25 protein-coding genes are annotated in these 23,466 nt (G+C 72.2%); 23 read left to right on the forward strand and 2 right to left on the reverse strand.

Annotated features, from left to right (window positions below):
• The first annotated feature begins 99 nt into the window (after positions 1 to 99).
• From C1N91_RS05310 to dapF, 7 genes are all read left to right on the forward strand, one after another.
• Complete coding sequence (locus C1N91_RS05310) at positions 100 to 408, forward strand: helix-turn-helix domain-containing protein (RefSeq protein ID WP_058742950.1); 309 nt, start codon at positions 100 to 102, stop codon at positions 406 to 408.
• A gap of 63 nt (positions 409 to 471) precedes the next feature.
• Positions 472 to 696 (forward strand): DUF3046 domain-containing protein, encoded by a 225-nt coding sequence (locus C1N91_RS05315; protein ID WP_137766894.1) that lies wholly within the window; start codon positions 472 to 474, stop codon positions 694 to 696.
• 257 nt (positions 697 to 953) lie between these two features.
• The gene (gene recA / locus C1N91_RS05320) at positions 954 to 2,021 is read left to right on the forward strand and encodes a recombinase RecA (protein WP_137766895.1); all 1,068 of its coding nucleotides are present in this window, start codon (positions 954 to 956) and stop codon (positions 2,019 to 2,021) included.
• Complete coding sequence (locus tag C1N91_RS05325) at positions 2,018 to 2,998, forward strand: regulatory protein RecX (protein WP_137766896.1); 981 nt, start codon at positions 2,018 to 2,020, stop codon at positions 2,996 to 2,998. The genes recA and C1N91_RS05325 overlap by 4 nt, the downstream gene beginning before the upstream one ends.
• Positions 2,999 to 3,126: 128 nt before the next feature.
• Positions 3,127 to 4,620 (forward strand): tRNA (N6-isopentenyl adenosine(37)-C2)-methylthiotransferase MiaB, encoded by a 1,494-nt coding sequence (gene miaB / locus C1N91_RS05330; protein ID WP_137766897.1) that lies wholly within the window; start codon positions 3,127 to 3,129, stop codon positions 4,618 to 4,620.
• Positions 4,607 to 5,575 (forward strand): tRNA (adenosine(37)-N6)-dimethylallyltransferase MiaA, encoded by a 969-nt coding sequence (miaA, locus tag C1N91_RS05335; protein WP_137766898.1) that lies wholly within the window; start codon positions 4,607 to 4,609, stop codon positions 5,573 to 5,575. The genes miaB and miaA overlap by 14 nt, the downstream gene beginning before the upstream one ends.
• Positions 5,572 to 6,462, forward strand: coding sequence for a diaminopimelate epimerase (dapF, locus tag C1N91_RS05340; RefSeq protein WP_137766899.1), 891 nt, complete (start codon positions 5,572 to 5,574; stop codon positions 6,460 to 6,462). Before miaA ends, dapF begins: the two co-directional genes overlap by 4 nt.
• 39 nt (positions 6,463 to 6,501) lie before the next feature.
• Here dapF and C1N91_RS05345 read toward each other — a convergent pair whose 3' ends face one another.
• Positions 6,502 to 7,116, reverse strand: a complete 615-nt coding sequence (locus tag C1N91_RS05345) for a class I SAM-dependent methyltransferase (protein ID WP_137766900.1) — start codon at positions 7,114 to 7,116, stop codon at positions 6,502 to 6,504.
• Between the two features lie 61 nt (positions 7,117 to 7,177).
• Here C1N91_RS05345 and hflX point away from each other — a divergent pair, with 61 nt between their 5' ends.
• Positions 7,178 to 8,716 carry a GTPase HflX gene (hflX, locus tag C1N91_RS05350; protein ID WP_137766901.1) on the forward strand — a complete coding sequence of 513 codons (1,539 nt, stop codon included), beginning with the start codon at positions 7,178 to 7,180 and terminating at the stop codon, positions 8,714 to 8,716.
• A gap of 237 nt (positions 8,717 to 8,953) precedes the next feature.
• Here the strand turns inward: hflX and lexA are convergent, their stop codons facing one another.
• Entirely contained in the window at positions 8,954 to 9,598 is a 645-nt protein-coding gene (gene lexA, locus C1N91_RS05355; protein ID WP_137766902.1) for a transcriptional repressor LexA, read from the reverse strand.
• Between the two features lie 236 nt (positions 9,599 to 9,834).
• Between lexA and C1N91_RS05360 the strand changes: the two genes are divergently transcribed.
• The 15 genes from C1N91_RS05360 (at position 9,835) to C1N91_RS05425 (ending at position 23,398) form a co-directional block, all read left to right on the forward strand.
• On the forward strand, positions 9,835 to 10,209 hold the full coding sequence (locus C1N91_RS05360) for a LysM peptidoglycan-binding domain-containing protein (protein WP_137766903.1): 375 nt from the start codon (positions 9,835 to 9,837) through the stop codon (positions 10,207 to 10,209).
• A gap of 118 nt (positions 10,210 to 10,327) precedes the next feature.
• Entirely contained in the window at positions 10,328 to 11,452 is a 1,125-nt protein-coding gene (locus tag C1N91_RS05365; RefSeq protein ID WP_137766904.1) for a histidinol-phosphate transaminase, read from the forward strand.
• The gene (hisB, locus tag C1N91_RS05370) at positions 11,449 to 12,051 is read left to right on the forward strand and encodes an imidazoleglycerol-phosphate dehydratase HisB (RefSeq protein WP_137766905.1); all 603 of its coding nucleotides are present in this window, start codon (positions 11,449 to 11,451) and stop codon (positions 12,049 to 12,051) included. Before C1N91_RS05365 ends, hisB begins: the two co-directional genes overlap by 4 nt.
• Positions 12,048 to 12,683, forward strand: a complete 636-nt coding sequence (hisH, locus tag C1N91_RS05375; protein ID WP_137766906.1) for an imidazole glycerol phosphate synthase subunit HisH — start codon at positions 12,048 to 12,050, stop codon at positions 12,681 to 12,683. The genes hisB and hisH overlap by 4 nt, the downstream gene beginning before the upstream one ends.
• A 106-nt stretch (positions 12,684 to 12,789) precedes the next feature.
• The gene (priA, locus tag C1N91_RS05380; protein ID WP_137766907.1) at positions 12,790 to 13,536 is read left to right on the forward strand and encodes a bifunctional 1-(5-phosphoribosyl)-5-((5-phosphoribosylamino)methylideneamino)imidazole-4-carboxamide isomerase/phosphoribosylanthranilate isomerase PriA; all 747 of its coding nucleotides are present in this window, start codon (positions 12,790 to 12,792) and stop codon (positions 13,534 to 13,536) included.
• Between the two features lie 4 nt (positions 13,537 to 13,540).
• On the forward strand, positions 13,541 to 14,374 hold the full coding sequence (locus C1N91_RS05385; RefSeq protein ID WP_137766908.1) for an SseB family protein: 834 nt from the start codon (positions 13,541 to 13,543) through the stop codon (positions 14,372 to 14,374).
• Between the two features lie 223 nt (positions 14,375 to 14,597).
• Positions 14,598 to 15,476, forward strand: a complete 879-nt coding sequence (locus tag C1N91_RS05390; RefSeq protein ID WP_137766909.1) for a ParA family protein — start codon at positions 14,598 to 14,600, stop codon at positions 15,474 to 15,476.
• On the forward strand, positions 15,460 to 16,347 hold the full coding sequence (locus tag C1N91_RS05395) for a segregation and condensation protein A (RefSeq protein ID WP_394587338.1): 888 nt from the start codon (positions 15,460 to 15,462) through the stop codon (positions 16,345 to 16,347). Before C1N91_RS05390 ends, C1N91_RS05395 begins: the two co-directional genes overlap by 17 nt.
• Positions 16,337 to 17,023: an SMC-Scp complex subunit ScpB gene (scpB, locus tag C1N91_RS05400; protein WP_137766910.1), complete on the forward strand. Its 687-nt coding sequence runs from the start codon at positions 16,337 to 16,339 to the stop codon at positions 17,021 to 17,023. Before C1N91_RS05395 ends, scpB begins: the two co-directional genes overlap by 11 nt.
• The gene (locus C1N91_RS16955; RefSeq protein WP_254678355.1) at positions 17,020 to 17,619 is read left to right on the forward strand and encodes a hypothetical protein; all 600 of its coding nucleotides are present in this window, start codon (positions 17,020 to 17,022) and stop codon (positions 17,617 to 17,619) included. Before scpB ends, C1N91_RS16955 begins: the two co-directional genes overlap by 4 nt.
• Before the next feature lie 635 nt (positions 17,620 to 18,254).
• On the forward strand, positions 18,255 to 19,010 hold the full coding sequence (locus C1N91_RS16960; RefSeq protein WP_254678399.1) for a pseudouridine synthase: 756 nt from the start codon (positions 18,255 to 18,257) through the stop codon (positions 19,008 to 19,010).
• Positions 19,011 to 19,021: 11 nt separating this feature from the next.
• Positions 19,022 to 20,155 carry a prephenate dehydrogenase gene (locus tag C1N91_RS05410; RefSeq protein WP_394587503.1) on the forward strand — a complete coding sequence of 378 codons (1,134 nt, stop codon included), beginning with the start codon at positions 19,022 to 19,024 and terminating at the stop codon, positions 20,153 to 20,155.
• 185 nt (positions 20,156 to 20,340) lie between these two features.
• A complete protein-coding gene (gene cmk / locus C1N91_RS05415) occupies positions 20,341 to 21,036 on the forward strand; it encodes a (d)CMP kinase (protein WP_254678400.1) in 696 nt (231 codons plus the stop codon).
• A gap of 122 nt (positions 21,037 to 21,158) precedes the next feature.
• Positions 21,159 to 22,682, forward strand: coding sequence for a ribosome biogenesis GTPase Der (gene der / locus C1N91_RS05420; RefSeq protein WP_137766914.1), 1,524 nt, complete (start codon positions 21,159 to 21,161; stop codon positions 22,680 to 22,682).
• A 185-nt stretch (positions 22,683 to 22,867) separates the two neighbouring features.
• Complete coding sequence (locus tag C1N91_RS05425; protein ID WP_137766915.1) at positions 22,868 to 23,398, forward strand: hypothetical protein; 531 nt, start codon at positions 22,868 to 22,870, stop codon at positions 23,396 to 23,398.
• Positions 23,399 to 23,466 lie beyond the last annotated feature (68 nt).

Consider the following 23,466-nt stretch of genomic DNA (forward strand, 5'->3'; position numbering starts at 1 on the left):
GTGGTTAGCATGCTGCGAACGGCAACGCTACTGTTGCTGAACCCGACCCCGGTCACCCGGACCAGGCGGGCGCGGAGACGACAGAGAGGAGGAGTCCCCATGGTTCTCGTTCGTCAGGAGATCGGCGATGTCCTGCGAGACTTCCGCTTGCAGAAGGGCCGGACCCTCCGTCAGGTCGCGTCCAAGGCCAGTGTGGCGCTCGGGTACCTGAGCGAGGTGGAGCGCGGGCAGAAGGAAGCCAGCTCCGAGATCCTCGCCTCGGTGGCCGACGCTCTCGACACCCCGATCTCGACCATCATGCGCGAGGTCGGCGACCGTCTCGCCGTCGTCGAGGGGCTCACCCCGGTCCCCGACACGCTGCCCGACGACCTCGTCGCCGAGTTCGACAACGACCTCGCGGTGCGCTGACGCACCACCCCTCGAACGCCCCCGCCGGACTCCGGCGGGGGCGTTCGTCGTTACGCTGGTCCGATGCGCGTGAGTGAGTTCTGGCGAGCCGTCGATCAGGTGTTCGGCGAGGCCTACGGAGCCGTGGTGGCCCGCGACGTCGTGCTCGAGGAGCTCGGTGGGCGATCGGCGGCGGATGCGCTCGACGCCGGCATCGACGCGCGCCGGGTCTGGGAGGCCCTGTGCGACTCGCAGGACGTGCCGCTCGACAAGCGGCACGGCAAGGGTCTGGCGGAGCCGCGCGACTGACGTGCTCGTCCGAAACTGTGTTCGGCGTGTTGCTCGAACGCGTGTTCGATCGGTGCTAGGTTCCTGCACAACGGCGCTGTCCCGGACCCTCGTCCACAGATCGCGCGGCTGCAGGCAGTGATGTCGGTGGCCCGCCCTAGGTTCGAGGACATCGGGAACAGCCCGAAGCCTTGTCGCCGAGCACCAGCCCTGCACCACCGGCTGGGGTGGACGCGACAGCCTACAGGCGGCCGACACCGAGCACGAAGGAGCACCCCATGCCATCACCCGCAGACCGCGAGAAGGCCCTCGAGACCGCACTCGCCCAGATCGACCGGCAGTTCGGCAAGGGGACGGTCATGCGTCTCGGCTCGGACGAGCGCGCACCGGTCGCCACCATCCCGACCGGGTCCGTCGCACTCGACGTCGCGCTCGGCATCGGCGGACTCCCGCGTGGTCGCATCATCGAGATCTACGGGCCGGAGTCGTCGGGTAAGACGACCCTGACCCTGCACGCCATCGCCAACGCCCAGCGCGCCGGCGGCATCGCGGCGTTCATCGACGCGGAGCACGCACTCGACCCCGAGTACGCCAAGAAGCTCGGCGTCGACATCGACGCGCTGCTCGTCTCGCAGCCCGACACCGGTGAGCAGGCGCTCGAGATCGCCGACATGCTCGTCCGCTCGGGCTCGATCGACCTGATCATCGTCGACTCGGTCGCCGCCCTGGTGCCGCGCGCCGAGATCGAGGGCGAGATGGGCGACTCCCACGTGGGTCTCCAGGCCCGCCTGATGTCCCAGGCCCTGCGCAAGCTCGCCGGTGGACTGAACCAGACGCAGACCACCATGATCTTCATCAACCAGCTGCGCGAGAAGATCGGCGTGTTCTTCGGCAGCCCCGAGACCACCGCCGGCGGTAAGGCGCTGAAGTTCTACGCCTCGGTCCGCCTCGACATCCGTCGCATCGAGACGCTGAAGAGCGGCACCGACGCCGTCGGCAACCGCACCCGCGTCAAGGTCGTCAAGAACAAGATGGCGCCGCCCTTCAAGCAGGCCGAGTTCGACATCCTGTACGGCACGGGCATCTCGCGAGAGGGCTCGCTGCTCGACTTCGGTGTCGACCACGGCATCGTGAAGAAGTCGGGTGCCTGGTACACCTACGACGGCGACCAGCTCGGGCAGGGCAAGGAGAACTCGCGGTCGTTCCTGATCCAGAACCCGGACATCGCGGCCGAGATCGAGGGCAAGATCCTCGCGAAGCTCGGTGTGGGTGGCGCCAAGGCCGACGCGGCTGACGCTCCGGTCGAGTCGATCGCGCCGAAGCTGGCGGAGCGCAAGGGCGCGTGACCGGCGCAGGCGACCACGACGAGGGCCTCGCTCCGGTCACCGACCTGTTCGGTGCGCGGTCCCGTCGCGGTCGACGCACAACCCCGGCGGACCCGAACCCGAATCCAGGCCCGGATCCGATCGGACCGGACACCGTCGCCGAGCGTGACGTGCCAGGGGATGCGCATCGACCGTCCGACGACGACTGGGCACCCGACTCGATGCTGCTCAGTGACGACGAGCGGCGCTTCGGGCCCGTGCCCACCCGTGCTCCGGCAGAGGACGACAGCCCCACAGCGATCCCCTTCCGCGGGCAGCAGCCCGAGGCCGAGTGGGTGTCCCCGGTGGTCGGCGACGGTTCGGGCCGGAGCGCCCGTGCCGAGCAGCGCGGGTACGACGACGACACCGCGGACGCCGCGACGGCATCCGTCTTCGCCATCGCGAGCGGTGACGAGATCGACCCGGCTGACGCCCCGCGACCGCTCGACGAGCAGCGCGCCGACGCCGAGCGCGTCAGCATGCGGGCGCTCGGTCGCAAGGGGGTCAGCGAGTCCGAGATGCGGCAGCTGTTGACGAAGCAGGACCTCGACACCGCGGTCGTGGAGCACGAGGTCGCCCGGTTGGTGCGGGTCGGCCTGCTCGACGACGTGGCCCTCGCGACCGACCTGGTCGACCGGCTGCACGAGCGCAAGGGCCTCGGTCGTCAGGGCGTGATCGCCGAACTGCGGCGGCGCGGAATCGACCAGGCCGCGATCGACGCCGCGCTCGAGGCCTCGGCGGACGACGCGGACGACGAGTTCGTCCGCGCGAACGAGCTCGCCGAGAAGCGCGCGCGACAGCTCCGCGGCCTCGACCGTGCGACCGCCGAGCGGCGCCTGAGCGGCTTCCTCATGCGCAAGGGCTACGGCGCAGGAGTCGTCCGCGTCGCGGTGGAGCGGGCGCTCGACGGGCCGCCGCGGCGCTCTCCGTCTGGTGGCGGGACCGTCCGGTTCGAGTAGCGGGGCGCCACCCGCACCGTGCCGCCCGGGCATCGGTCGGGGGCCCGCACCGCGCGGTCCTGCGTCCCGACCGGGCGTCTGCTCAGACGCTCTCGCGGGGGCCGTGGTCGACCTACACTGGGACGATCATGGCCACCGTCGAAGCCCGCCCCAGAACCTACGAGGTCCGCACCCACGGGTGCCAGATGAACGTCCACGACTCGGAGCGCCTGAGCGGGTCGCTGCAGGCCGCCGGGTACGTCGCGGCCGACGGCGGTCAGGCCGACGTGGTCGTCATCAACACCTGCGCCGTGCGCGAGAACGCCGACAACCGGCTCTACGGCAACCTCGGGCAGCTCGCGGGGATCAAGCGCGAGCACCCGGGCATGCAGATCGCCGTCGGCGGGTGCTTGGCGCAGAAGGACAAGAACGTCATCCTCGAGAAGGCACCGTGGGTGGACGTCGTGTTCGGCACGCACAACATGGGGTCACTGCCGACCCTGCTCGAGCGGGCGCGGCACAACGACGAGGCGCAGATCGAGATCCTCGAGGCGCTCGACGTCTTCCCGTCGACCCTGCCCACCAAGCGGGACTCGACGCACAGCGGCTGGGTGTCGATCTCCGTCGGGTGCAACAACACCTGCACGTTCTGCATCGTGCCGTCGTTGCGTGGCAAGGAGAAGGACCGCCGCCCCGGCGACGTGCTCGCCGAGATCCAGGCGCTCGTCGACGACGGTGCGATCGAGGTCACGCTCCTCGGGCAGAACGTCAACTCGTACGGCGTCGAGTTCGGCGACCGGCAGGCGTTCGGCAAGCTGCTCCGCTCTGCCGGGCAGATCGAGGGCCTCGAGCGCATCCGCTTCACGAGCCCGCACCCGGCCGCGTTCACCGACGACGTCATCGACGCGATGGCCGAGACGCCGAACGTGATGCCGCAGCTGCACATGCCGCTGCAGTCCGGCTCGGACCGGGTGCTCAAGGCGATGCGCCGGAGCTACCGCAGCGAGCGCTTCCTCGGCATCCTCGACCGCGTGCGGGCGAAGATCCCGCACGCGGCGATCTCGACGGACATCATCGTGGGGTTCCCCGGTGAGACCGACGAGGACTTCGAGGACACCCTGCGGGTCGTCGAGCAGTCGCGGTTCGCCTCGGCCTTCACGTTCCAGTACTCCATCCGCCCCGGCACGCCGGCGGCGACGATGCCGGACCAGCTGCCGAAGGCGGTCGTCCAGGAGCGCTACGACCGTCTGATCGCGCTGCAGGACCGCATCACGGCCGAGGAGCACGCGAAGCAGGTCGGTCGGAGCGTCGAGGTGCTCGTCGCGACGGGCGAGGGCAAGAAGGACGAGACCACGCACCGGCTGTCCGGCCGCGCCGAGGACTCGCGCCTCGTGCACTTCGCCGTGCCCGCCGGTTCCGACGTCCCGCGTCCCGGCGACGTCGTCACCGTCGAGGTGACCCGCTCGGCCCCGCACTTCCTGATCGCCGACAACGAGGGCCCCTTGCGCATCCGTCGGACCCGCGCCGGCGACGCATGGGACCGCGCGCAGGCCGAGAGCTGCGGCGTGCCGACCCCGCCCGCCCCGGGCGCCGGACCTCGTCCGGTCTCGCTCGGGCTGCCGAGCCTCCGTGTCGGACGTTGACGCGGCGGGAGCGGCGGCCGGACCAGACCGGGACGGGATCCCCGACCTGATCGCGGTGGTCGGTGCGACCGGCACCGGGAAGTCCGAGGTCGGTCTCGCCGTGGCCGAACGACTGCGCGCGTCCGGTCGCCCCGCCGAGGTCGTGAACGCCGACGCCATGCAGCTCTACCGCGGCATGGACATCGGGACGGCGAAGCTCTCGGTCGAGGAACGACGGGGCATCCCGCACCACCAGCTCGACGTCCTCACCGTCACCGGCGAGGCGAGCGTCGCGGCCTACCAGCGCGATGCCCGCGCCGACGTCGAACGGATCACGGCGGACGGCGGCACCGCGGTGCTCGTCGGCGGCAGCGGACTCTACGTCTCCGCCGTCCTGTTCGACCTCGCGTTCCCGGGGACCGACCCCGAGCTCCGCGCCGAACTCGAGCGGGAGCACGCCGAGCAGGGCCCGAACGCCCTCCTCGCGCGCCTGCGCGCCCTGGACCCGGCGGCCGCCGCCGACGTCGACGCCCGCAACCCCCGTCGGCTGATCCGCGCCGTGGAGATCGCGAGCCGGTCCGAGGTCGTGACCCCGCGCCTCCCGTCCGCGCCCCGCGCGTGGCGACCCGCTCGGGTGCTGCACCTGCACCGCGAGCGCAGCGGACTCGTCGCGGCGCTGCACGCTCGGGCCGAGCGGATGTTCCGCGACGGGCTCGTCGACGAGGTGGCGGCGCTCCGGGCCCACGGTCTCGAACAGGGACGCACCGCGCGCGCGGCGATCGGGTACTCGCAGGCGCTCGACGTGCTCCACGGCCGTGCGACGACGGTCGAGGCGGTCGAGGCGACGGCGGTCGCGACCCGCAAGTACGCCAGGCGGCAGGTGTCGTGGTTCAAGCGGTACGACGCCGAGGTCGTCGACGTCAGCGGTGCCGACGTCGCGGGGCTGCAGGCCGTGGCCCGTAGGATCGTGCCGTGACCGAGCTGCACTTCACGAAGGGCCAGGGGACGGGCAACGACTTCGTCCTGTTCGCCGACCCCGACGCCACGGTCGACCTGACCCCCGAGCGCATCCGCGCGATCGCCGACCGACGCTTCGGTGTCGGGGCCGACGGGGTCATCCGGGCCGTGCGGTCGGACGCGCTGCCCGAGGGACGTCCGCTCGTGGCGGTCGAACCCGCGGCGACGTGGTTCATGGACTACCACAACGCCGACGGCTCGGTCGCGGAGATGTGCGGCAACGGCATCCGTGTGTTCGCCCGCTACCTGACCGAGTCCGGACTCGTCGACCTGGCACCGGGGGAGACACTCACGGTCGGCAGCCGCAAGGGACTCGTCGACGTGCAGCGCACCACGAACGGCTTCTCGGCGGACCTCGGGCGCTGGGGGCTCGGCATCGAGGGCGGCGGGGCGAACGACGTGACCGTCCGGGCGAAGGAGCTCGACGGCGCGCGGCCGGGGCTCGGCATCGACGTCGGCAACCCGCACGTCGTCGTGGCCGTCGCGACCGAGGACGAGCTCGCCGAGGTCGACCTGACGTACGTCCCCGTGCTCGACCCGGCTCCCGAGGCGGGCGCGAACGTCGAGTTCGTCCTGCCCGGCGACCCGCTCGTCAAGGACGGGGTGGGGCAGATCACCATGCGCGTGCACGAGCGGGGGAGCGGCGAGACGCTGTCCTGCGGCACCGGCGCGGTCGCCGCAGCGCTCGCGACGCGGTACTGGGCGGGCCCCTCGGCGCCGGACACCTGGCGGGTGCGGGTGCCGGGCGGGGTCGTCACGGTGCGGATGTTCGCGGCCGAGGACGGCGAGCACGTCGCGCTGGCCGGGCCTGCGGAGCTCGTGTTCTCGGGGGACCTGACGGTCTGACGCCGCTCCCGGTGGCCGGCGCTGCGCCGGTGGCCGGCACTACTCCGCCGTCCGTCGCACCCGGATCACCCGGAAGCCCTTGTCCGTCGAGGCCCGCGCGACCTGGAATCCGTCGCCGAGCGCGTCGCCGAGCCAGCGCTGCAGGGAGTCCCCGCCGAGGTCCTTCGACACCACGAGCCAGGCGTCGCCGCCGACCTCGAGCCGGGGCAGCCACGTGAGCAGGATCGTGTGCAGCTCGTCCTTGCCCACCCGGATCGGCGGGTTCGACCAGATCGTCCGGAAGCGCAGGTCGGCGGGGACCTCGTCCGGCAGGCCGACCGTGACGTTCGACACCCGCGCCGCGACGGCGTTGCGTGCCGCGAGCCCGAGGACGCGTTCGTTCACGTCCACACCCCACACCTGCGCGTCCGGGGACTCGAGCGCCATCGTGATCGCGATCGGGCCCCACCCGCACCCGACGTCGAGCAGCGCGCCGTCGGGGGCGGGCGGCGGCACCGAGCCGAGCAGGACCTTCGTGCCACGGTCGACGCCGTCCGGGCTGAAGACGCCGGCCGCGGTGGACAGGGTGAGCGGTTGCCCGGCGAGCGTGACGTGCACCTGGCGCTCACGGATCTCCGAGGACGGGTTCGCGGAGAAGTAGTGCTCGTTCGCCATGGAAGAACCGTAGCGGGGAGCCCGTGTGTCCCGGGCGTGGCGGCGGTACCCTGTGGAGAAGATGACGGAAACCACCATGAACGACGGACGATCCGACGACAGCGCCGAGGGTGTCGTGGAACGCGTCCTCCGCAATGCCGAGACCAGGGCCTCGTCGGCGATCTTCGCTCCCGCCCAGGCCATCCAGACACGATCGGTCGACGAGCACGGCTGGTCCGGCGACGGCGACCAGTACGAGCGCGAGGACCGCGCCGCCCTGCGCCGCGTCACCGGCCTCTCCACCGAGCTCGAGGACGTCACCGAGGTCGAGTACCGGCAGCTCCGGCTCGAGCGGGTCGTCCTGATCGGCGTGTACCCCCAGGGCGACGCCCAGGACGCCGAGAACTCCCTGCGCGAGCTCGCCGCCCTGGCCGAGACCGCGGGCGCCGTGGTGCTCGACGGGCTCCTGCAGCGTCGGCCCACCCCCGACCCGGCGACCTACCTCGGCAAGGGCAAGGCCGAGGAGCTCGCCATGGTCGTCAAGGCGACCGGCGCCGACACGGTCGTCGCGGACACCGAGCTCGCCCCCTCCCAGCGTCGTGCGCTCGAGGACGTCGTGAAGGTGAAGGTGATCGACCGCACCGCGGTGATCCTCGACATCTTCAGCCAGCACGCCACCACCCGCGAGGGCAAGGCCCAGGTCGAGCTCGCGCAGCTGCAGTACCTCCTGCCGCGTCTGCGTGGTTGGGGTGAGTCGATGTCCCGTCAGGCCGGTGGTCAGGTCTCCGGCGGTGCGGGCATGGGTTCCCGTGGTCCCGGTGAGACGAAGATCGAGCTCGACCGTCGTCGCATCAACACGCGGATGTCGAAGCTCCGTCGCCAGATCGCCGGGTTCCGCCCGGCCCGCGAGGCCAAGCGCGCCGACCGACACCGCAACGAGGTGCCGAGCGTCGCGATCGCCGGCTACACGAACGCCGGCAAGTCTTCGCTGCTGAACCGGCTGACGAGCGCGGGCGTCCTGGTGCAGAACCAACTGTTCGCCACCCTCGACGCCACCGTGCGCCGGACCGAGAGCAGCGCCGGCCGCGAGTTCACCTTCGTCGACACGGTCGGCTTCGTGCGGAACCTGCCGCACCAGCTGGTCGAGGCCTTCCGCTCGACCCTCGAGGAGGTCGGTGAGGCCGACGTCATCGTGCACGTGGTCGACGGATCGCACCCCGACCCGGCCGCGCAGCTCGCCACCGTCCGTGACGTGATGGGCGACGTCGGTGCGCGCGACATCCCCGAGGTCGTCGCGTTCAACAAGGCGGACCTGATCGACGCGGCACAGCGGCTCGTCCTGGTCGGACTCGTCCCCGACGCGGTCTTCGTGTCCGCCCGCACGGGCGAGGGCGTGCCGGAGCTCCTCGCGGCGATCGAGGCCCGACTGCCCGAGCCGGACGTCGAGCTCACCGTGGTGATCCCGTACGACCGCGGCGACCTGGTGTCGTCGCTGCACGACGCGGGCGCGGTCGAGACGACCGACTACGTCGAGGACGGCACGCGCCTGCGGGTGCGCGTCTTCCAGCGCCAGGTCGCGGAGCTCGACCCGTACGTGGTCGCGCCGGTCGCGACGGTCTAGACCCCGGACCCACACCGGGACGGACGGGAGGCGCGGTGCCGGCTGGCACCGCGCCTCCCGTCCGTCGCCGGTGCCGTCGGTACCGTCCTCGGTGCTGTCGGTGCTGTCGGTGCCGTCCTCGGATGCCTTCCGATCCGGACGAACCACGGATGCGACACCGAACCAGCCGATCGGCCTGGTTCGATGTCGGTTCCGTGGTTCGACGGCGGGGGACCGGGAGTGTGGTCCCGGGAAGGGTCAGATCGAGCGGAGCACCGCGACGACCTTGCCGAGCACGGTGGCCGCGTCGCCGAGGATCGGCTCGAACGCCGAGTTCCGCGGGAGCAGCCACGTGTGGCCGTCGCGCTGGCGGAACACCTTGACGGTCGCCTCCTCGTCGAGCATCGCCGCGACGACGTCACCGTTGTCCGCGGTCTGCTGCGACCGGACGACCACCCAGTCGCCGTCGCAGATCGCTGCGTCGATCATCGACTCGCCGACGACCTTGAGCATGAAGAGGTCACCCGTGCCGACCAGCTGGCGGGGGAGCGGGACGATCTCGTCGACGTGCTGCTCCGCCGTGATGGGGACACCGGCGGCGATGCGACCGACGAGCGGGACGAGGGTCGTGGCGTCGACGTCCGGGGTGTCGACGTCGGGGGTCGGCTCGTCGACCAGGACCTCGAGCGCCCGCGGGCGGTTCGGGTCACGGCGGATCCACCCGCCGAGCTCGAGCTGGCCGAGCTGGTGGGAGACGCTGGAGAGCGAGGAGAGCCCGGCCGCGTCGCCGATCTCGCGCATGCTCGGCGGGTAGCCCCGGCTGGCGATCGACGCACGGATCGCGTCGAGGATCGCCTGCTGCTTCGCCGTCAACGGCTTCTGGACCCGCAGTTCGTCCGCCACGTCGTACCGCCCTTCGTCGGTGCCGGGCGGTCGGGCAGGGAATGTCGGTGGTCCCCGCTTGACTCGTCCCAGTCGATCGAAACAGTATCCGACCGCATCGGGCCGGACAAACACCTGTTCGAGCGTGTCGGCAAGAAATCCCGCAGGAATACCTTCCTGGGACTTGTGCGGGGTGTGATTCGAAACTATGTTCGGTACACGACTTCGGTTCATCCGAACGGGAAGGCAAGAACGACATGAGCACCATCGCCATCGCTGACCAGCGCACCGCGACGCCCGCCGTCCGTACGCGCCTGCGCATCACGCGTCGCGGTCGCATCGTCCTGACGACGCTTGCGGCCCTCCCCGTCTTCCTGGTCGTCGCCCTCTCCGTGCTGAACGGCGGACAGGCATCGGCCGGCGACTCCTCGCGTGCCGGCGCTCCGGTGCACTTCGAGACCGTCACCGTGCAGCCGGGTGAGACCCTGTGGCAGCTGGCGGAGGAGACCGCCCCGCAGGCCGACCCCCGTGACTTCGTGCAGGACGTCGTCAGCCTCAACGCGCTCGACGGTTCGACGCTGCAGGCCGGCGAGCAGATCGCCATCCCGGCCAAGTACACCGTCGGTAACTGACCTGGTCGGCGGACGCCGCTCGCCGGACGGTCGCCGGGACACAGGCCGCTCGTCCGCCCGCCGTGCCACCGTCCGGACGGCCGGTCGTCGCCCCGGGGCCGCGGCCTACGATGGATCGGTGGACACCACGCTCGAAGACCTCCCGATCCGTGACGACCTCCGCGGGCAGAGCCCGTACGGCGCCCCGCAGAAGCACGTGCGCGTGCAGCTCAACGTCAACGAGAACACGCATCCCGTTCCCGAGGACGTCGCCGAGGACATCGTCGCCTCGATCCGGCAGGCCCTGACGACCGTGAACCGCTACCCCGACCGCGAGTTCACCGAACTCCGCGAGTCCCTCGCCGGCTACCTCAACGGCGGGCTGTCCGCCGAGCAGCAGCTCAGCCCTGCGCAACTGTGGGCCGCGAACGGGTCGAACGAGGTCCTGCAGCAGTTGCTCCAGGCCTTCGGTGGCCCGGGCCGGTCGGTGCTCGGCTTCCCTCCCACGTACTCGATGCACTCGATCCTCGCGTCCGGCACCGGCACGCGGTGGATCCCGGCCCAGCGCGACGACGAGTTCCGCATCGCGCCGGAGACCGTCGTGGCGGCCATCGAGGAGCACCGGCCCGACATCGTGTTCCTGTGCGGTCCGAACAACCCGACGGGCACCCCGCTCGACATCGAGACCATCCGCGCCGCCTATGACGCAACCGACGGCATCGTGATGGTGGACGAGGCCTACGCCGAGTTCATGCCGGCCGACGCCCCGAGCGCGATCACCCTGCTGCCCGGCCGTCCGCGACTCGTGGTGTCCCGCACCATGAGCAAGGCCTTCGCGTTCGCCGGGGCCCGCGTCGGGTACCTGGCGGCGGACGCGGCCGTCATCGACGCCCTCCGCCTGGTACGCCTGCCGTACCACCTGTCCGCGCTGACGCAGGCGGCAGCCGTCGCCGCGCTCCGGCACGCCCCTGCCATGCTCGCGATGGTCGACGACATCAAGCAGCAGCGCGACCGCATGGTCACCGAGCTGCGGGCGATGGGGTACCGCACCTACGAGACCTGGTCGAACTTCGTGCTGTTCGGCGGGGTGGCCGACCCGCACGCCGCGTTCGAGGCCCTGCTCGACCAGGACGTCATCGTCCGCGACCTCGGCATCCCGAACCACCTCCGGGTGAGCGCGGGGACCGAGGAGGAGACCACCGCGTTCCTCGACGCCATGCGCCGCGTGGCCGCCGACCAGCCGCCGGTTAGGGTTGACGCATGACCGCCCGCACCGCCTCGATCAGCCGGAGCACGAGCGAGTCGAGCATCGAGCTCTCGCTCGACCTGGACGGCACCGGTTCGTCCGACATCTCGACGAGCGTGCCGTTCTTCGACCACATGCTGACGGCCTTCAGCAAGCACTCGCTCATCGACCTGCGCGTGCGCTCGACGGGCGACACCGACATCGACGTGCACCACACCGTCGAGGACACCGGCATCGTGCTCGGTCAGGCGCTGCAGCAGGCCCTCGGCGACCGTGCCGGGATCGGCCGCTACGGCGACGCACTCGTGCCGCTCGACGAAGCCCTGGCGCAGGCCGTGGTCGACGTGTCCGGGCGCCCGTACCTCGTCCACTCCGGCGAGCCCGAGGGCTTCGCGTTCCACCGGATCGGTGGGCACTTCACCGGGTCGATGGTCCGCCACGTGTTCGAGGCGATCACGTTCAACGCCGGCATCACCGTGCACGTCCGCGTGCTCGGTGGCCGTGACCCGCACCACATCGCCGAGGCCGAGTTCAAGGCCCTCGCCCGCGCGATACGCCGCGCCGTCGAACTCGACCCCCGGGTCGACGGCATCCCGTCCACGAAGGGGAAGCTGTGACCGCGAAGCCGAACGTCGTCGTCCTCGACTACGGATCGGGCAACGTCCACTCGGCGGCCAAGGCCCTCGAGCGCGCGGGCGCCGAGGTCACCCTGACCGCCGACAAGCAGGCCGCGCTCCGTGCTGACGGACTGCTCGTCCCGGGCGTCGGCGCGTTCGCAGCGGTCGTCGACCAGCTCGAGGGCGTCCGCGGCGGCGAGATCGTCGACCACCGCCTGGCTGGCGGACGACCGGTCCTCGGCATCTGCGTCGGCATGCAGGTCATGTTCGCCTGGGGCGTCGAGCGCGGCGCCGACGTCGAAGGACTGGGCCAGTGGCCGGGCGTCGTCGAGGAGATCCAGGCCGAGGTCCTGCCGCACATGGGCTGGAACCGGGTCGAGGCGCCCGAGGACTCCGTGCTCTTCGACGGCCTGCACGACGAGCGGTTCTACTTCGTCCACTCGTACGGCGTGACGGACTTCCCGCTCGACGCCTACGGCCCGTTCCGTGCCCCGCGCCTGACCTGGGCGGAGCACGGGCAGCGGTTCGTCGCCGCGGTCGAGAACGGGCCGCTGACGGCGACGCAGTTCCACCCGGAGAAGTCGGGGGAGCCGGGGATCCGGCTGCTGCGGAACTGGGTCGACTCGCTCTGACCCGGCCGTCCGCCGGACGCACGCTGGCGAACGGACGCGCACCGCGCCTCCCGGCCGCCGCAGCCACAGCACGGCCGCACCCCATCAACCGAGAACCGACAGGACCATGAACGACCTCACCGCGACCCCGCCCCTCGTCCTGCTGCCCGCCGTCGACGTCGTCGACGGACAGGCCGTCCGCCTCACCCAGGGCGAGGCCGGCAGCGAGACCTCGTACGGCGACCCGGTCGCCGCGGCCCGCACCTGGCGGGACCAGGGCGCGGAGTGGATCCACCTCGTCGACCTCGACGCGGCGTTCGGGCGCGGGGACAACCGCGAGGTGATCGCGAAGGCGATCCGTGAGGTCGAGGGCGTCTCCGTCGAGCTCTCCGGCGGCATCCGCGACGACGCGTCCCTCGAGGCGGCGCTCGCCACGGGCGCGGCGCGCGTGAACCTCGGCACGGCCGCACTCGAGAAGCCCGACTGGGCCGCTCGGGTGATCGGGGAGTACGGCGAGCAGATCGCGGTCGGCCTCGACGTGCGCGGGACGACCCTGGCGAGCCGCGGGTGGACCGAGGACGCCGGTGACCTGTGGGAGGTGCTCGACCGGCTCGAGGCTGCCGGGTGCGCCCGCTACGTGGTCACGGACGTGACGAAGGACGGCACGCTGCAGGGGCCGAACGTCGACCTGCTCCGCGCGGTCTGCGACCGCACCGACCAGCCCGTCGTTGCCTCCGGCGGGATCTCGACGCTCGACGACCTCCGTGCGCTGCGCGAGCTCGTGCCGCACGGCCTCGAGGGCGCGATCATCGGCAAGGCCCTGTACTCCGGCGCCTTCACGCTGCCGGCCGCCCTCGACATCGCCTCCGAGTAGCCCCGTGGCGGGCATCTCGAACGGCCGCGGCGCCGGGCCCGACGCTCCGGAGCCGGGCGCGCACGACGACGCCCACACCCCGGGCGGTGCCGCGGACTCGGCGGGCAACCCGTGGGCCGGACGGACGTTCGACGCACACGACGACGCCTACGCCGACGACGACGGCCTGGCGGACCCGGCGCTCGTCGCGGCGATCACGGCCCTGCAGCAGGGCGGGTCGCAGCGTGCGGTCGTCGAGGCCCTGCGCGGCGCACGGCTGCTCATCCCGCTCGTCGCCGAGGCCGGTGACGTCGGGCACACCGCCGAAGGGAAGCTCGTCGACAAGACCCAGGAGCTGTCGATCGTCACGGTCGCGGGGCCGGACGGGCGCAGCGTGATGCCCGCCTTCACCTCGGCCGAGGCGATGCGGTCGTGGGACGCCACCGCGCGTCCGGTACCGGCGGACTCGCGTCGGGTCGCGATGGCCGCGGCGAGCGAGGAGACGCAGCTCGTCGTCCTCGACCCGACGGCGCCGACCGAGTTCGTGCTCCGACGCCCGGCCGTGTGGGCGATCGGGCAGGACCTGCCGTGGACACCGTGCTTCGAGGACCCGGAGGTCGGGCAGGCATTCGCCGCCTCGGTCGCCGACGAGCCCGCCGTGGCACGCGTCGAGCTGTCGCCAGGCGACCCGCTCGGCCGGTTCGCCGGTGCCGAGCTGACGGTCGGCCTGGCGCTGCGCCCGGGGCTCGACCAGGCGGCGGTCCAGGCGCTCGTCGGTCGGTTGCAGCAGCGGTGGACGGCGGACGCGGTCGTCGCTGACCGGGTGGACAGCATGCGCGTCGCGCTGCGGCCCGCCTGACCCCGTCGGTGCGATCGCGCGTGGTGCGATCGGTGCGGCGGGCGCGAGTGGTCCGCGAAGGCGACAGTGTCCGCCCGACGGTTGCGGGGACACTGTCGCTCCGCCGCACGACTCGAGGACGGGTGACACGGCCGGGAGGCACGGTGCAGCGCCGCCCCGTGCGCTGCGGCCCGCCGCGGCGGTGCGACCGGGGCCCCTGGCGGCACGCCGGTACGATGACCGGGTGAGCACGAACCCGACGACCACCCCCGGCACCGAGCAGACCCCGGTCGGCCCCACCGGTCGGCCCGTCCGGCAGTTCCCGGTGCCCGCGCCGCTCGACGGCCACGGCCCCGCTCGCATCATCGCGCTCTGCAACCAGAAGGGCGGCGTCGGCAAGACCACGACGTCCATCAACCTCGGCGCCGCGCTCGCCGAGTACGGACGCCGGGTCCTCGCCGTCGACTTCGACCCGCAGGGCGCCCTGTCCGCCGGGCTCGGGGTCCGCACGCACGACGTCCCCACCGTCTACGACCTGCTGATGGGCTCTGTGAAGGACCCGCGCGAGGTCATCCGCCAGACGAACGTGCCGCTGCTCGACGTCATCCCGGCGAACATCGACCTGTCCGCCGCCGAGGTCCACCTCGTCAACGAGGTCGCCCGCGAGCAGATCCTGGCGAGCGTGCTGCGCAAGGTGTCGAACGACTACGACCTGATCCTGGTCGACTGCCAGCCGTCCCTCGGGCTGCTGACGGTCAACGCCCTGACCGCGGCGCACGGCGTGCTCATCCCGCTCGAGTGCGAGTTCTTCGCGCTGCGCGGTGTCGCGCTGCTGATCGAGACGATCGACAAGGTGCGGGACCGGCTCAACCCGGCACTGCGGCTCGACGGCATCCTGGCGACGATGTACGACTCGCGGACGCTGCACTCGCGTGAGGTCATGGAGCGGGTCGTGGAGACGTTCGACGAGAACGTGCTCGACACGGTGATCAGCCGGACGGTGAAGTTCCCGGACGCCACGGTGTCGGCGCGGCCGATCACGCAGACGGCGCCGGAGCACGCCGCGGCGCACGCCTACCGGGCGCTCGCCAGGGAGCTCGTCGAGCGTGGCGCCGTCGCCTGACCCGTCCGCATCCTCCTCCGGCGCGACAGCGCCGGTCGACGACGACGGCGTTGCCGGTTCCGCGCCCGCGGGCACCACGACCGCGCCCGGGTTCCGCGTCCGGCTGCGCAACTTCGACGGTCCGTTCGACCTGCTGCTCTCGCTCATCACGAAGCACGAGCTCGACATCACCGAGGTGTCGCTCGGCGCCGTCACGGGCGAGTTCATCCAGTACGTCCGCCAGGCCGAGTCCGCCGACGAGCTCGACGAGGCCAGCGAGTTCCTCGTGGTCGCCGCCACCCTGCTCGACCTGAAGATCGCCGGGCTGCTGCCGCAGGGTGAACTCGTGGACGCCGAGGACGTGGCGTTGCTCGAGGCCCGGGACCTGCTCTTCGCACGACTCCTGCAGTACCGGGCGTTCAAGCAGGCCGCCGAGTGGTTCGGGGAGCGGTGGCAGCAGGAGTCCCGCCGACACGTCCGCCGGGTCCGGCTCGAGGAGCGCTTCCGCGCCCGCACACCCGAACTCGTCTGGACCCTCTCGGTGCAGGACTTCGCCGCGATCGCGACGCTGGCCTTCGCGCCGCGGGAGATCCCGACCGTGGGGCTCGACCACCTGCACGCCCCGCTCGTGAGCATCCGCGAGCAGGCGGCCATCGTCGTCTCGATCCTCCGCACCCGGGCGGACGAGGACGTGTCGTTCCGCGAGCTGGTCGCCGGCGTCTCGGAGACGGGTATCGTTGTGGCTCGCTTCCTGGCGATCCTGGAGCTGTACCGGAACGCATCGATCTCGTTCGAGCAGCTCGAACCGCTGGGGGAGCTGACACTCCGCTGGACCGCCGAGGACTGGTCCGACGAGAGCCTCGCGAACCTGGGAGCCGACTATGACGGATGACGCACGCACCGCCGCGTCGAGCGCCGAACCCGGGGGAGCGGACGAGGTCGCCAACGCCCGCGCGATCGAGCAGGAGCTGCACGCCCGCCAGGCCACGCACCCCGATCTGCCCGTCGACCGGCAGCTCGAGGCCATCCTGATGATCGCCGACGAGCCCCAGTCGCTCGTCTCGCTCGGCGCGGCGGTCGGTGCGCCGGTGCCGGCGGTCCGTCAGGCGATCGAGCGGCTCGTCGCCGACTTCGACGGCATCGACGGCACGGTCCGCCGCGGCTTCGAACTCCGCGAGGTCGGCGGCGGCTGGCGCTTCTACGTCCGGCGCGAGCTCGACGACGTCGTCGAGCAGTTCGTCGAGGCGGAGCGTCCGGCCCGGCTGTCGCAGGCCGCGCTCGAGACCCTCGCGGTGGTCGCCTACAAGCAGCCGATCACCCGCTCGCAGATCGCCTCGATCCGGGCGGTGAACGTCGACGGTGTCGTCCGCACCCTCGTCGCGCGCGGCCTCATCGAGGAGTCGTTCACCGACGCCGAGACCGGCGCCATCAACTACGTCACGTCCGACCTGCTGCTCCAGCAGCTCGGCATCAACTCGCTCGACGAACTGCCGCTGATCTCGCCTCTGCTGGAGGACGGCGCGGACGGCTTCGGGCACAACGAAGGGATCCCCGATGGCCGCGTATGAGAACGAACGACGAGGTGGGTCCCGAGGGGGATCGGACGGCCGCTCCGGCTCCGGTCGGCCTGGAGGCGCGTCGCGCGACCGCACCGCCGGCTCCGGCCGCGCGGGTGGCCGGCCCGGCGCGGACCGTGGCGGGTACCGCGGGCGCGACGAGCGCCCGACAGGTGGTGGCGACCGTGGTGGGTACCGCGGGCGTGACGACCGGTCCGGTGGCGAGCGCGGCGGGTACCGCGGTGGCTCGGACCAGGGCGGGTACCGCGGGCGTGACGATCGACGGGGTGGCGACCGTGGTGGGTACCGCGGGCAGGACGACCGCGGCGGTGAGCGTGGTGGGTCCCGCGGGCGTGACGACCGGTCCGGTGGCGAGCGTGGTGGGTACCGCGGCGGGTCGGACCAGGGTGGGTACCGCGGGCGTGACGAGCAGCGGGGTGGCGACCGTGGTGGGTACCGCGCCGGTCCTGACCAGGGCGGGTATCGCGGGCGCGACGAGCGCGGCGGTGAGCGTGGTGGGTACCGCGGGCGCGACGAGCGCGGCGGTGAGCGTGGTGGGTACCGCGGGCGCGACGACCGCTCCGGTGGGGACCGCGGCCGCTTCGTGAGCCGCGACGCCGACCGCCGCAGCACCGACCGCGGCGGGTTCGTCGGACGCAAGGACGACCGCTCCGGCGGGTACCGCGGGCGTGACGACCGCCAGGGCAGCGACCGTGGTGGGTTCCGCGGGCGAGACGAGCGTCCGGGTGGTGACCGTGGTGGGTACCGCGGGCGCGACGACCGCGGCGGCGAGCGTCCTGGTGGGTACCGCGGGCGCGACGAGCGTCCGGCTGGTGACCGTGGTGGCTACCGCGGCCGCGACGACGACCGTCGCGGCACCGACCGCCGCGACGCCGGGCGCCGGCCGGAGCGCCGTGACGACCGCCGCGACGATCGCCGCGACCCCGCCCGCGAGGACCGCCGCACCCCCGACGGCCGACCGAGCACCGTCTGGCACAACGGCCGCCGCTACGTCGGCGGCACGACCACCGCACGCAACGGAGACCGGCCGGGTGCGGGCGGACGCGGACGCATCCCGAGCGGCGCCGAGCGCGGGACGACCCCGCGCCCGGAGGGTGCGCGTGACGACCACGGCATCCCGGTGGAGGGCACGCCCGAGCGGCCGATCATCCCGGACTGGGACGCGGACGAGGCGGGGGCGCCCGCCGGGGGTGCGGCGAGCCTCCAGGCCGACGGTGAGCGTCTGCAGAAGGTGATCGCCGCTGCGGGCGTGGCGTCCCGACGGGTCGCGGAGAACCTGATCGTCGAGGGGCGCGTCACGGTGAACGGCGAGGTCGTCGAGGCCCTCGGACGGCGCGTGGACCCGGAGTCGGACGAGATCGCGGTGGACGGTGTGCCGGTGCAGGTGGACACCTCGCGGCGGTACGTGTTGCTGAACAAGCCGGTCGGGATCGTGTCGAGCCTGCAGGACGAACGCGGTCGACGCGACCTGTCGGAGTTCGTCGACCGGTACGAGGAACGCCTCTTCAACGTCGGTCGGCTCGACGCCGAGACGTCCGGGCTGCTCCTGCTGACGAACGACGGCGACCTCGCGCACGTGCTGGCCCACCCGTCGTTCGGCGTGACGAAGACCTACATCGCGAAGGTCGCGGGCAACGTGAACCCGGCGACCGTGCAGCGGCTGCTCGACGGCGTGGAGCTCGAGGACGGGCCGATCGCCGCGGACAAGGTGCGCCTGCTCGAGTCCGCCCGTGGTGAGTCCCTGGTCGAGATCACCCTGCACTCGGGGCGCAACCGGATCGTGCGACGCATGCTCGACGCGGTCGACCACCCGGTGCTCGAGCTCGTGCGTCGGTCGTTCGGACCGCTGCAGCTCGGATCGCTGCCGATCGGCAGGGTGCGTGAGCTCTCCACCGTCGAGCTCGGAGCACTCCTGCGCATCGCCCGCGACGCGAAGGGTTCTGCACAGGGCGACTCCGACGAGGAGACTGCCGACTGACGCTCGGTAGGCTGAGGCCCGTGACCGACGCCCCCGCCCCGCTCGCCGAACCGGACATCGACCGGCGGCTGCGCGGACCCGTGCGGGTGGTCGGTGCCGGGCTGCTGGGCGCGTCGATCGGGCTCGCCCTGCGCGAGAAGGGCGTCGACGTCGTGCTCGACGACGTCTCACCCGCCGCACTGGCGCTCGCCGTCGACTACGGTGCGGGCCGGCGACCGGCGGACGGCGACGACCCGGAGCTCGTCGTGGTGGCGGTCCCGCCGGACGTGGTCGCGACGGTCGTCGAGCGCGAGCTCACTGCCTTCCCGCGCGCGGTCGTCACCGACGTGGCGAGCGTGAAGACGGGACCGCTGGAGCGACTGCGGGCCTCGGGCGCCGACGTCGGTCGGTACATCGGATCGCACCCGATGGCCGGTCGCGAGCGGAGCGGGCCGACCGCGGCGCGGGCCGACCTGTTCGTCGGTCGCCCTTGGGTGATCGCCGGGCACGACGCGATCTCGTACCAGCGTGCCGCGGTGGTCGAGGACCTCGCGCTCGACGTCGGCGCGACCGTCGTCCCGATGGAGCCCGACTCGCACGACCTCGCCGTCGCGTACGTCTCGCACGCGCCGCAGCTCGTGTCGACCCTCATGGCCGCGCGGCTGCAGGAGGCCCCGGACGGGTCGCTCGGCCTCGCCGGTGGCGGCGTGCGCGACGTGACGCGCATCGCCGCGAGCGACCCCGGCTTGTGGGTGCAGATCATCGGAGCGAACGCCGCGAACATCCGGCCGGTGCTCGCCGACCTGCGCGACGACCTCGACCGGGTGCTCGCCGCGCTCGGTGATCCCGACGGGCAGGGATCGCCGCGGACGATCGCGGAGACCATCGCCGCAGGCAACCGCGGGGTCGAGCGGCTCCCCGGCAAGCACGGCACCACCAAGCGCTTCGCCCAGGTGGTCGTCCTCGTCGACGACACCCCCGGGCAGATCGCCGCGCTCCTGCAGTTCATCGGGGAGATCGGCATCAACCTCGAGGACATGCGCCTCGAGCACTCACCGGGCGCACCGATCGGCATCGTCGAGGTGTCGGTCGTGCCCGAGCAGGAACAGCGACTCGTCGAGGAACTCGAGGGGCGCGGATGGAGGATCGCAGCAGCATGGGCCTGAACGACGACACGCACGTCACGCCGGACGACTCCGGCGTCACCGGGGGTCCCGAGGGGCCCGACTCCGGTCTGCCCACCCCGACACCGGGCGACGGTGCTGCCGGCGGCGCCGACGGCGGTGCGCTCGGTGGGCCCGCCGGTGGGCTCGGCACCCCGGGCGGCGAGCCCGGGTCGACCAGCGCCCCGGTGCCGTCCGGCCTGCCGCAGGGCGCGTTCGTCGCGAAGACGGTCATCGCGGTCGACGGTCCCGCCGGCAGCGGCAAGTCCAGCGTCTCGCGCGCGGCGGCCCGTGCCCTGGGCTTCGGGTACCAGGACACCGGCGCCGCTTACCGTGCACTCGCTTGGCACGCGCTGCAGCTGGGCGTCGACCTCGACGACGCCGCGGCGGTCGTGGCGAGCTGGGACACCTTCGACTACTCCATCGGCACCGACCCGGACGACTACTTCGTCCGCGTCGGCGACACCGACGTGACCGAGGCGATCCGCACCCCCGAGGTGACCGCGGCGGTCGCGCACATCGCGAAGCTGCCCGAGGTCCGCGAGAAGCTCGTGCAGCTGTTCCGGCAGGTCATGCGGAAGGCCGACGCGCAGGGCATCATCACCGAGGGCCGCGACATCACCACGGTCGTCGCACCCGACGCCGAGGTCCGCATCCTGCTGACCGCCGACGAGTCGGTTAGGATGGCTCGGCGCTCGGCAGAGGTCACCACGCAGTCGGCCGCCGAGACCTCCGCCGCACTCGCCCGCCGAGACGCGGCGGACGCGAAGGTCGTCGACTTCATGAACGCCGCGGACGGTGTCACGACGCTCGACTCCACCGACCTCGACTTCGACCAGACCGTCCAGGCGGTCGTCGACCTGGCCCGAGCGGCCACGCACTGACGCACGACCGGGCGCCGTCCGGTCACCACGACCGGGTCGCCCGGTCACCACGGCCGGGGAACCGGCCCGGCCGGCACCGGCCACCGACACCGCGGCTCCGGTCGCACACGAGGAAACCCACCATGGCCCAGCAGGACAGCCACGACAACGACGACTTCCCGGAGTACGACGACGCGCTCGGCGAACGGCTCGCCGGACTCGACGACGCCGAGGCGGACCAGCGTGCGAACGCGCTCCGCGCCGGGCTCGACGAGTACGAGCTCGACGACGAGGACGTCGCGCTCCTCGACGCCGGTGAGCTCGGCGAGGACGGCGTCCACTACCTGCCCGCGTACCCGGTGCTCGCCATCGTCGGACGTCCGAACGTCGGCAAGTCGGCGCTCGTCAACCGCATCATCGGCCGTCGCGAGGCCGTCGTCCAGGACGTCCCCGGCGTCACGCGTGACCGCGTGAGCTACAGGGCCGAGTGGAACGACAAGCGCTTCACGCTCGTCGACACCGGCGGGTGGGAGCCCGACGCCCGCGGCATCAACGCCTCGGTCGCCGCCCAGGCCGAGGTCGCGGTCGACCTCGCCGACGCCGTGCTCTTCGTCGTCGACGTCACGGTCGGCATCACCGCCACCGACGAGCACGTCGTGAAGATGCTCCGCGGGACCGACCGCCCGGTCATCGTCGTCGCGAACAAGGCCGACGACGACCGCCGTGACCTGGACGCCTACGAGCTGTGGAACCTCGGGCTCGGCGAGCCGCACCCGGTCTCCGCGCTGCACGGCCGAGGCGTCGCGGACCTGATGGACCTCATCATCAAGACGCTCCCCGACACGTCGGCCGTCGCCAAGCAGGAGGTCGGCGGACCCCGTCGCGTCGCGATCCTCGGCCGCCCGAACGTCGGCAAGAGCTCGCTGCTCAACAAGGCCGCGGGCGAGGAGCGCGTCGTCGTCAACGACCTCGCAGGGACCACCCGTGACCCGGTGGACGAGCAGATCGAGCTCGGCGGCCGCGTGTGGCGCTTCGTCGACACCGCCGGCATCCGGAAGCGCGTGCACCTGCAGCAGGGCGCGGACTTCTACGCCTCGCTCCGCACCACCGCGGCGCTCGAGAAGGCCGAGGTCGCCGTCGTCGTGCTCGACGTGACCGAGCCGATCTCGACGCAGGACCTCCGCATCATCGACCTGGTGCTCGAGTCCGGCCGTGCGCTCGTCCTCGCCTACAACAAGTGGGACCTGCTCGACGACGACCGGCGTCGCTACCTCGAGCGCGAGATCGAGCAGGACCTGGCGCACGTCGCCTGGGCCCCGCGCGTCAACATCTCCGCCCGGACGGGCCGTCACCTCGAGAAGCTCGTGCCGGCGCTCGAGACCGCCCTCGAGTCGTGGGACACCCGCATCCCGACCGGCAAGGTCAACGCCTTCATCGCCGAGCTCGTGCAGGAGCACCCGCACCCGGTCCGCGGTGGCAAGCAGCCCCGCATCCTGTTCGGGACGCAGGCGTCGAGCCAGCCGCCGACGTTCGTGCTCTTCACCTCGGCGTTCCTCGACCCGCAGTACCGCCGCTTCATCACGCGTCGTCTGCGCGAGGTGTGGGGCTTCGAGGGCACCCCGATCAACGTCAACATGCGGGTGCGCGAGCGCCGCAAGCGCACGTAGCGGTCGGACGACGACGTGGGACGGCGAGCACGGCGAGGACCCCTGGCGGGCCTGCTGGCGCTCGCCGTCGTCGTGTCCGGGCTCGGCGCCGCATGGCTCGTCACCGGGGACGGAAGCGCCACCGACTGAACGGGACCGGAGCGGCACGGCCCTCCGACGGGCGCCGGATGCGGCACCATTGACTCGTGCGTCTCCCCGTCCTCGCCGACCGTCTCTGGTGCCGGCTGCACCTGGACCGCCTGGCCGGCGGTCGGCAGGCCGACTACGTGATCCGCGAGGACATGCTCGCCCACCCCGACACCGTGCGGTCGTTCCGGTGGATCCGGTGGCTGCTCGTCGCCGAGACGGCGGTCGGACTCGCGGCGATCGTCGTCGCCGTGCTGCTCACCCGCGCGGGGGAGACGGTCGTGTGGGCGGTCTGGTTCCGGGCGACCGTCGTGCTCCTCATCACCCTGACGCTCTACGTGTTCGCCTGGCGGGCGCAGCTCGGCTACTACTGGGCGTACCAGCGGATCCGGCTGTTCAGCCGGATCTTCCCCGTCGTGACCCTCGTCGTCGCAGCGATCCCGGGGCTCTACCCGTTCTGGATGGTCATCGAGCAGATCCTCTTCTCGCTCCTGATGATCGGCATCGGCGACGTGCTGACGAGCGACCACATGCGGGCGACCTTCCCGAAGCCGGTCCGTGCGGGTCGACAGGAGCACTCCACGGAGTGACGGGTGACGGTGCCACGGTCGGACGGCGCCCGTACGATGGTGGGCACGGGGGTGGTGTGTGAAACTCA

Origin of the sequence: Curtobacterium sp. SGAir0471, assembly GCF_005490985.1 — a bacterium.
In the GTDB taxonomy this organism is placed as follows: domain Bacteria; phylum Actinomycetota; class Actinomycetes; order Actinomycetales; family Microbacteriaceae; genus Curtobacterium.

Bases quoted from the DNA above. Each gene is read 5' to 3' on its own strand.
- C1N91_RS05345 (WP_137766900.1), bottom strand. From the start codon at position 7,116: ATGGCGAACGAGCACTACTTCTCCGCGAACCCGTCCTCGGAGATCCGT.
- C1N91_RS05310 (WP_058742950.1), top strand. From the start codon at position 100: ATGGTTCTCGTTCGTCAGGAGATCGGCGATGTCCTGCGAGACTTCCGC.
- C1N91_RS05315 (WP_137766894.1), top strand. From the start codon at position 472: ATGCGCGTGAGTGAGTTCTGGCGAGCCGTCGATCAGGTGTTCGGCGAG.
- C1N91_RS16955 (WP_254678355.1), top strand. From the start codon at position 17,020: ATGAGAACGAACGACGAGGTGGGTCCCGAGGGGGATCGGACGGCCGCT.
- miaB (WP_137766897.1), top strand. From the start codon at position 3,127: ATGGCCACCGTCGAAGCCCGCCCCAGAACCTACGAGGTCCGCACCCAC.
- priA (WP_137766907.1), top strand. From the start codon at position 12,790: ATGAACGACCTCACCGCGACCCCGCCCCTCGTCCTGCTGCCCGCCGTC.
- hisB (WP_137766905.1), top strand. From the start codon at position 11,449: ATGACCGCCCGCACCGCCTCGATCAGCCGGAGCACGAGCGAGTCGAGC.
- hflX (WP_137766901.1), top strand. From the start codon at position 7,178: ATGACGGAAACCACCATGAACGACGGACGATCCGACGACAGCGCCGAG.
- der (WP_137766914.1), top strand. From the start codon at position 21,159: ATGGCCCAGCAGGACAGCCACGACAACGACGACTTCCCGGAGTACGAC.
- scpB (WP_137766910.1), top strand. From the start codon at position 16,337: ATGACGGATGACGCACGCACCGCCGCGTCGAGCGCCGAACCCGGGGGA.
- C1N91_RS05360 (WP_137766903.1), top strand. From the start codon at position 9,835: ATGAGCACCATCGCCATCGCTGACCAGCGCACCGCGACGCCCGCCGTC.
- recA (WP_137766895.1), top strand. From the start codon at position 954: ATGCCATCACCCGCAGACCGCGAGAAGGCCCTCGAGACCGCACTCGCC.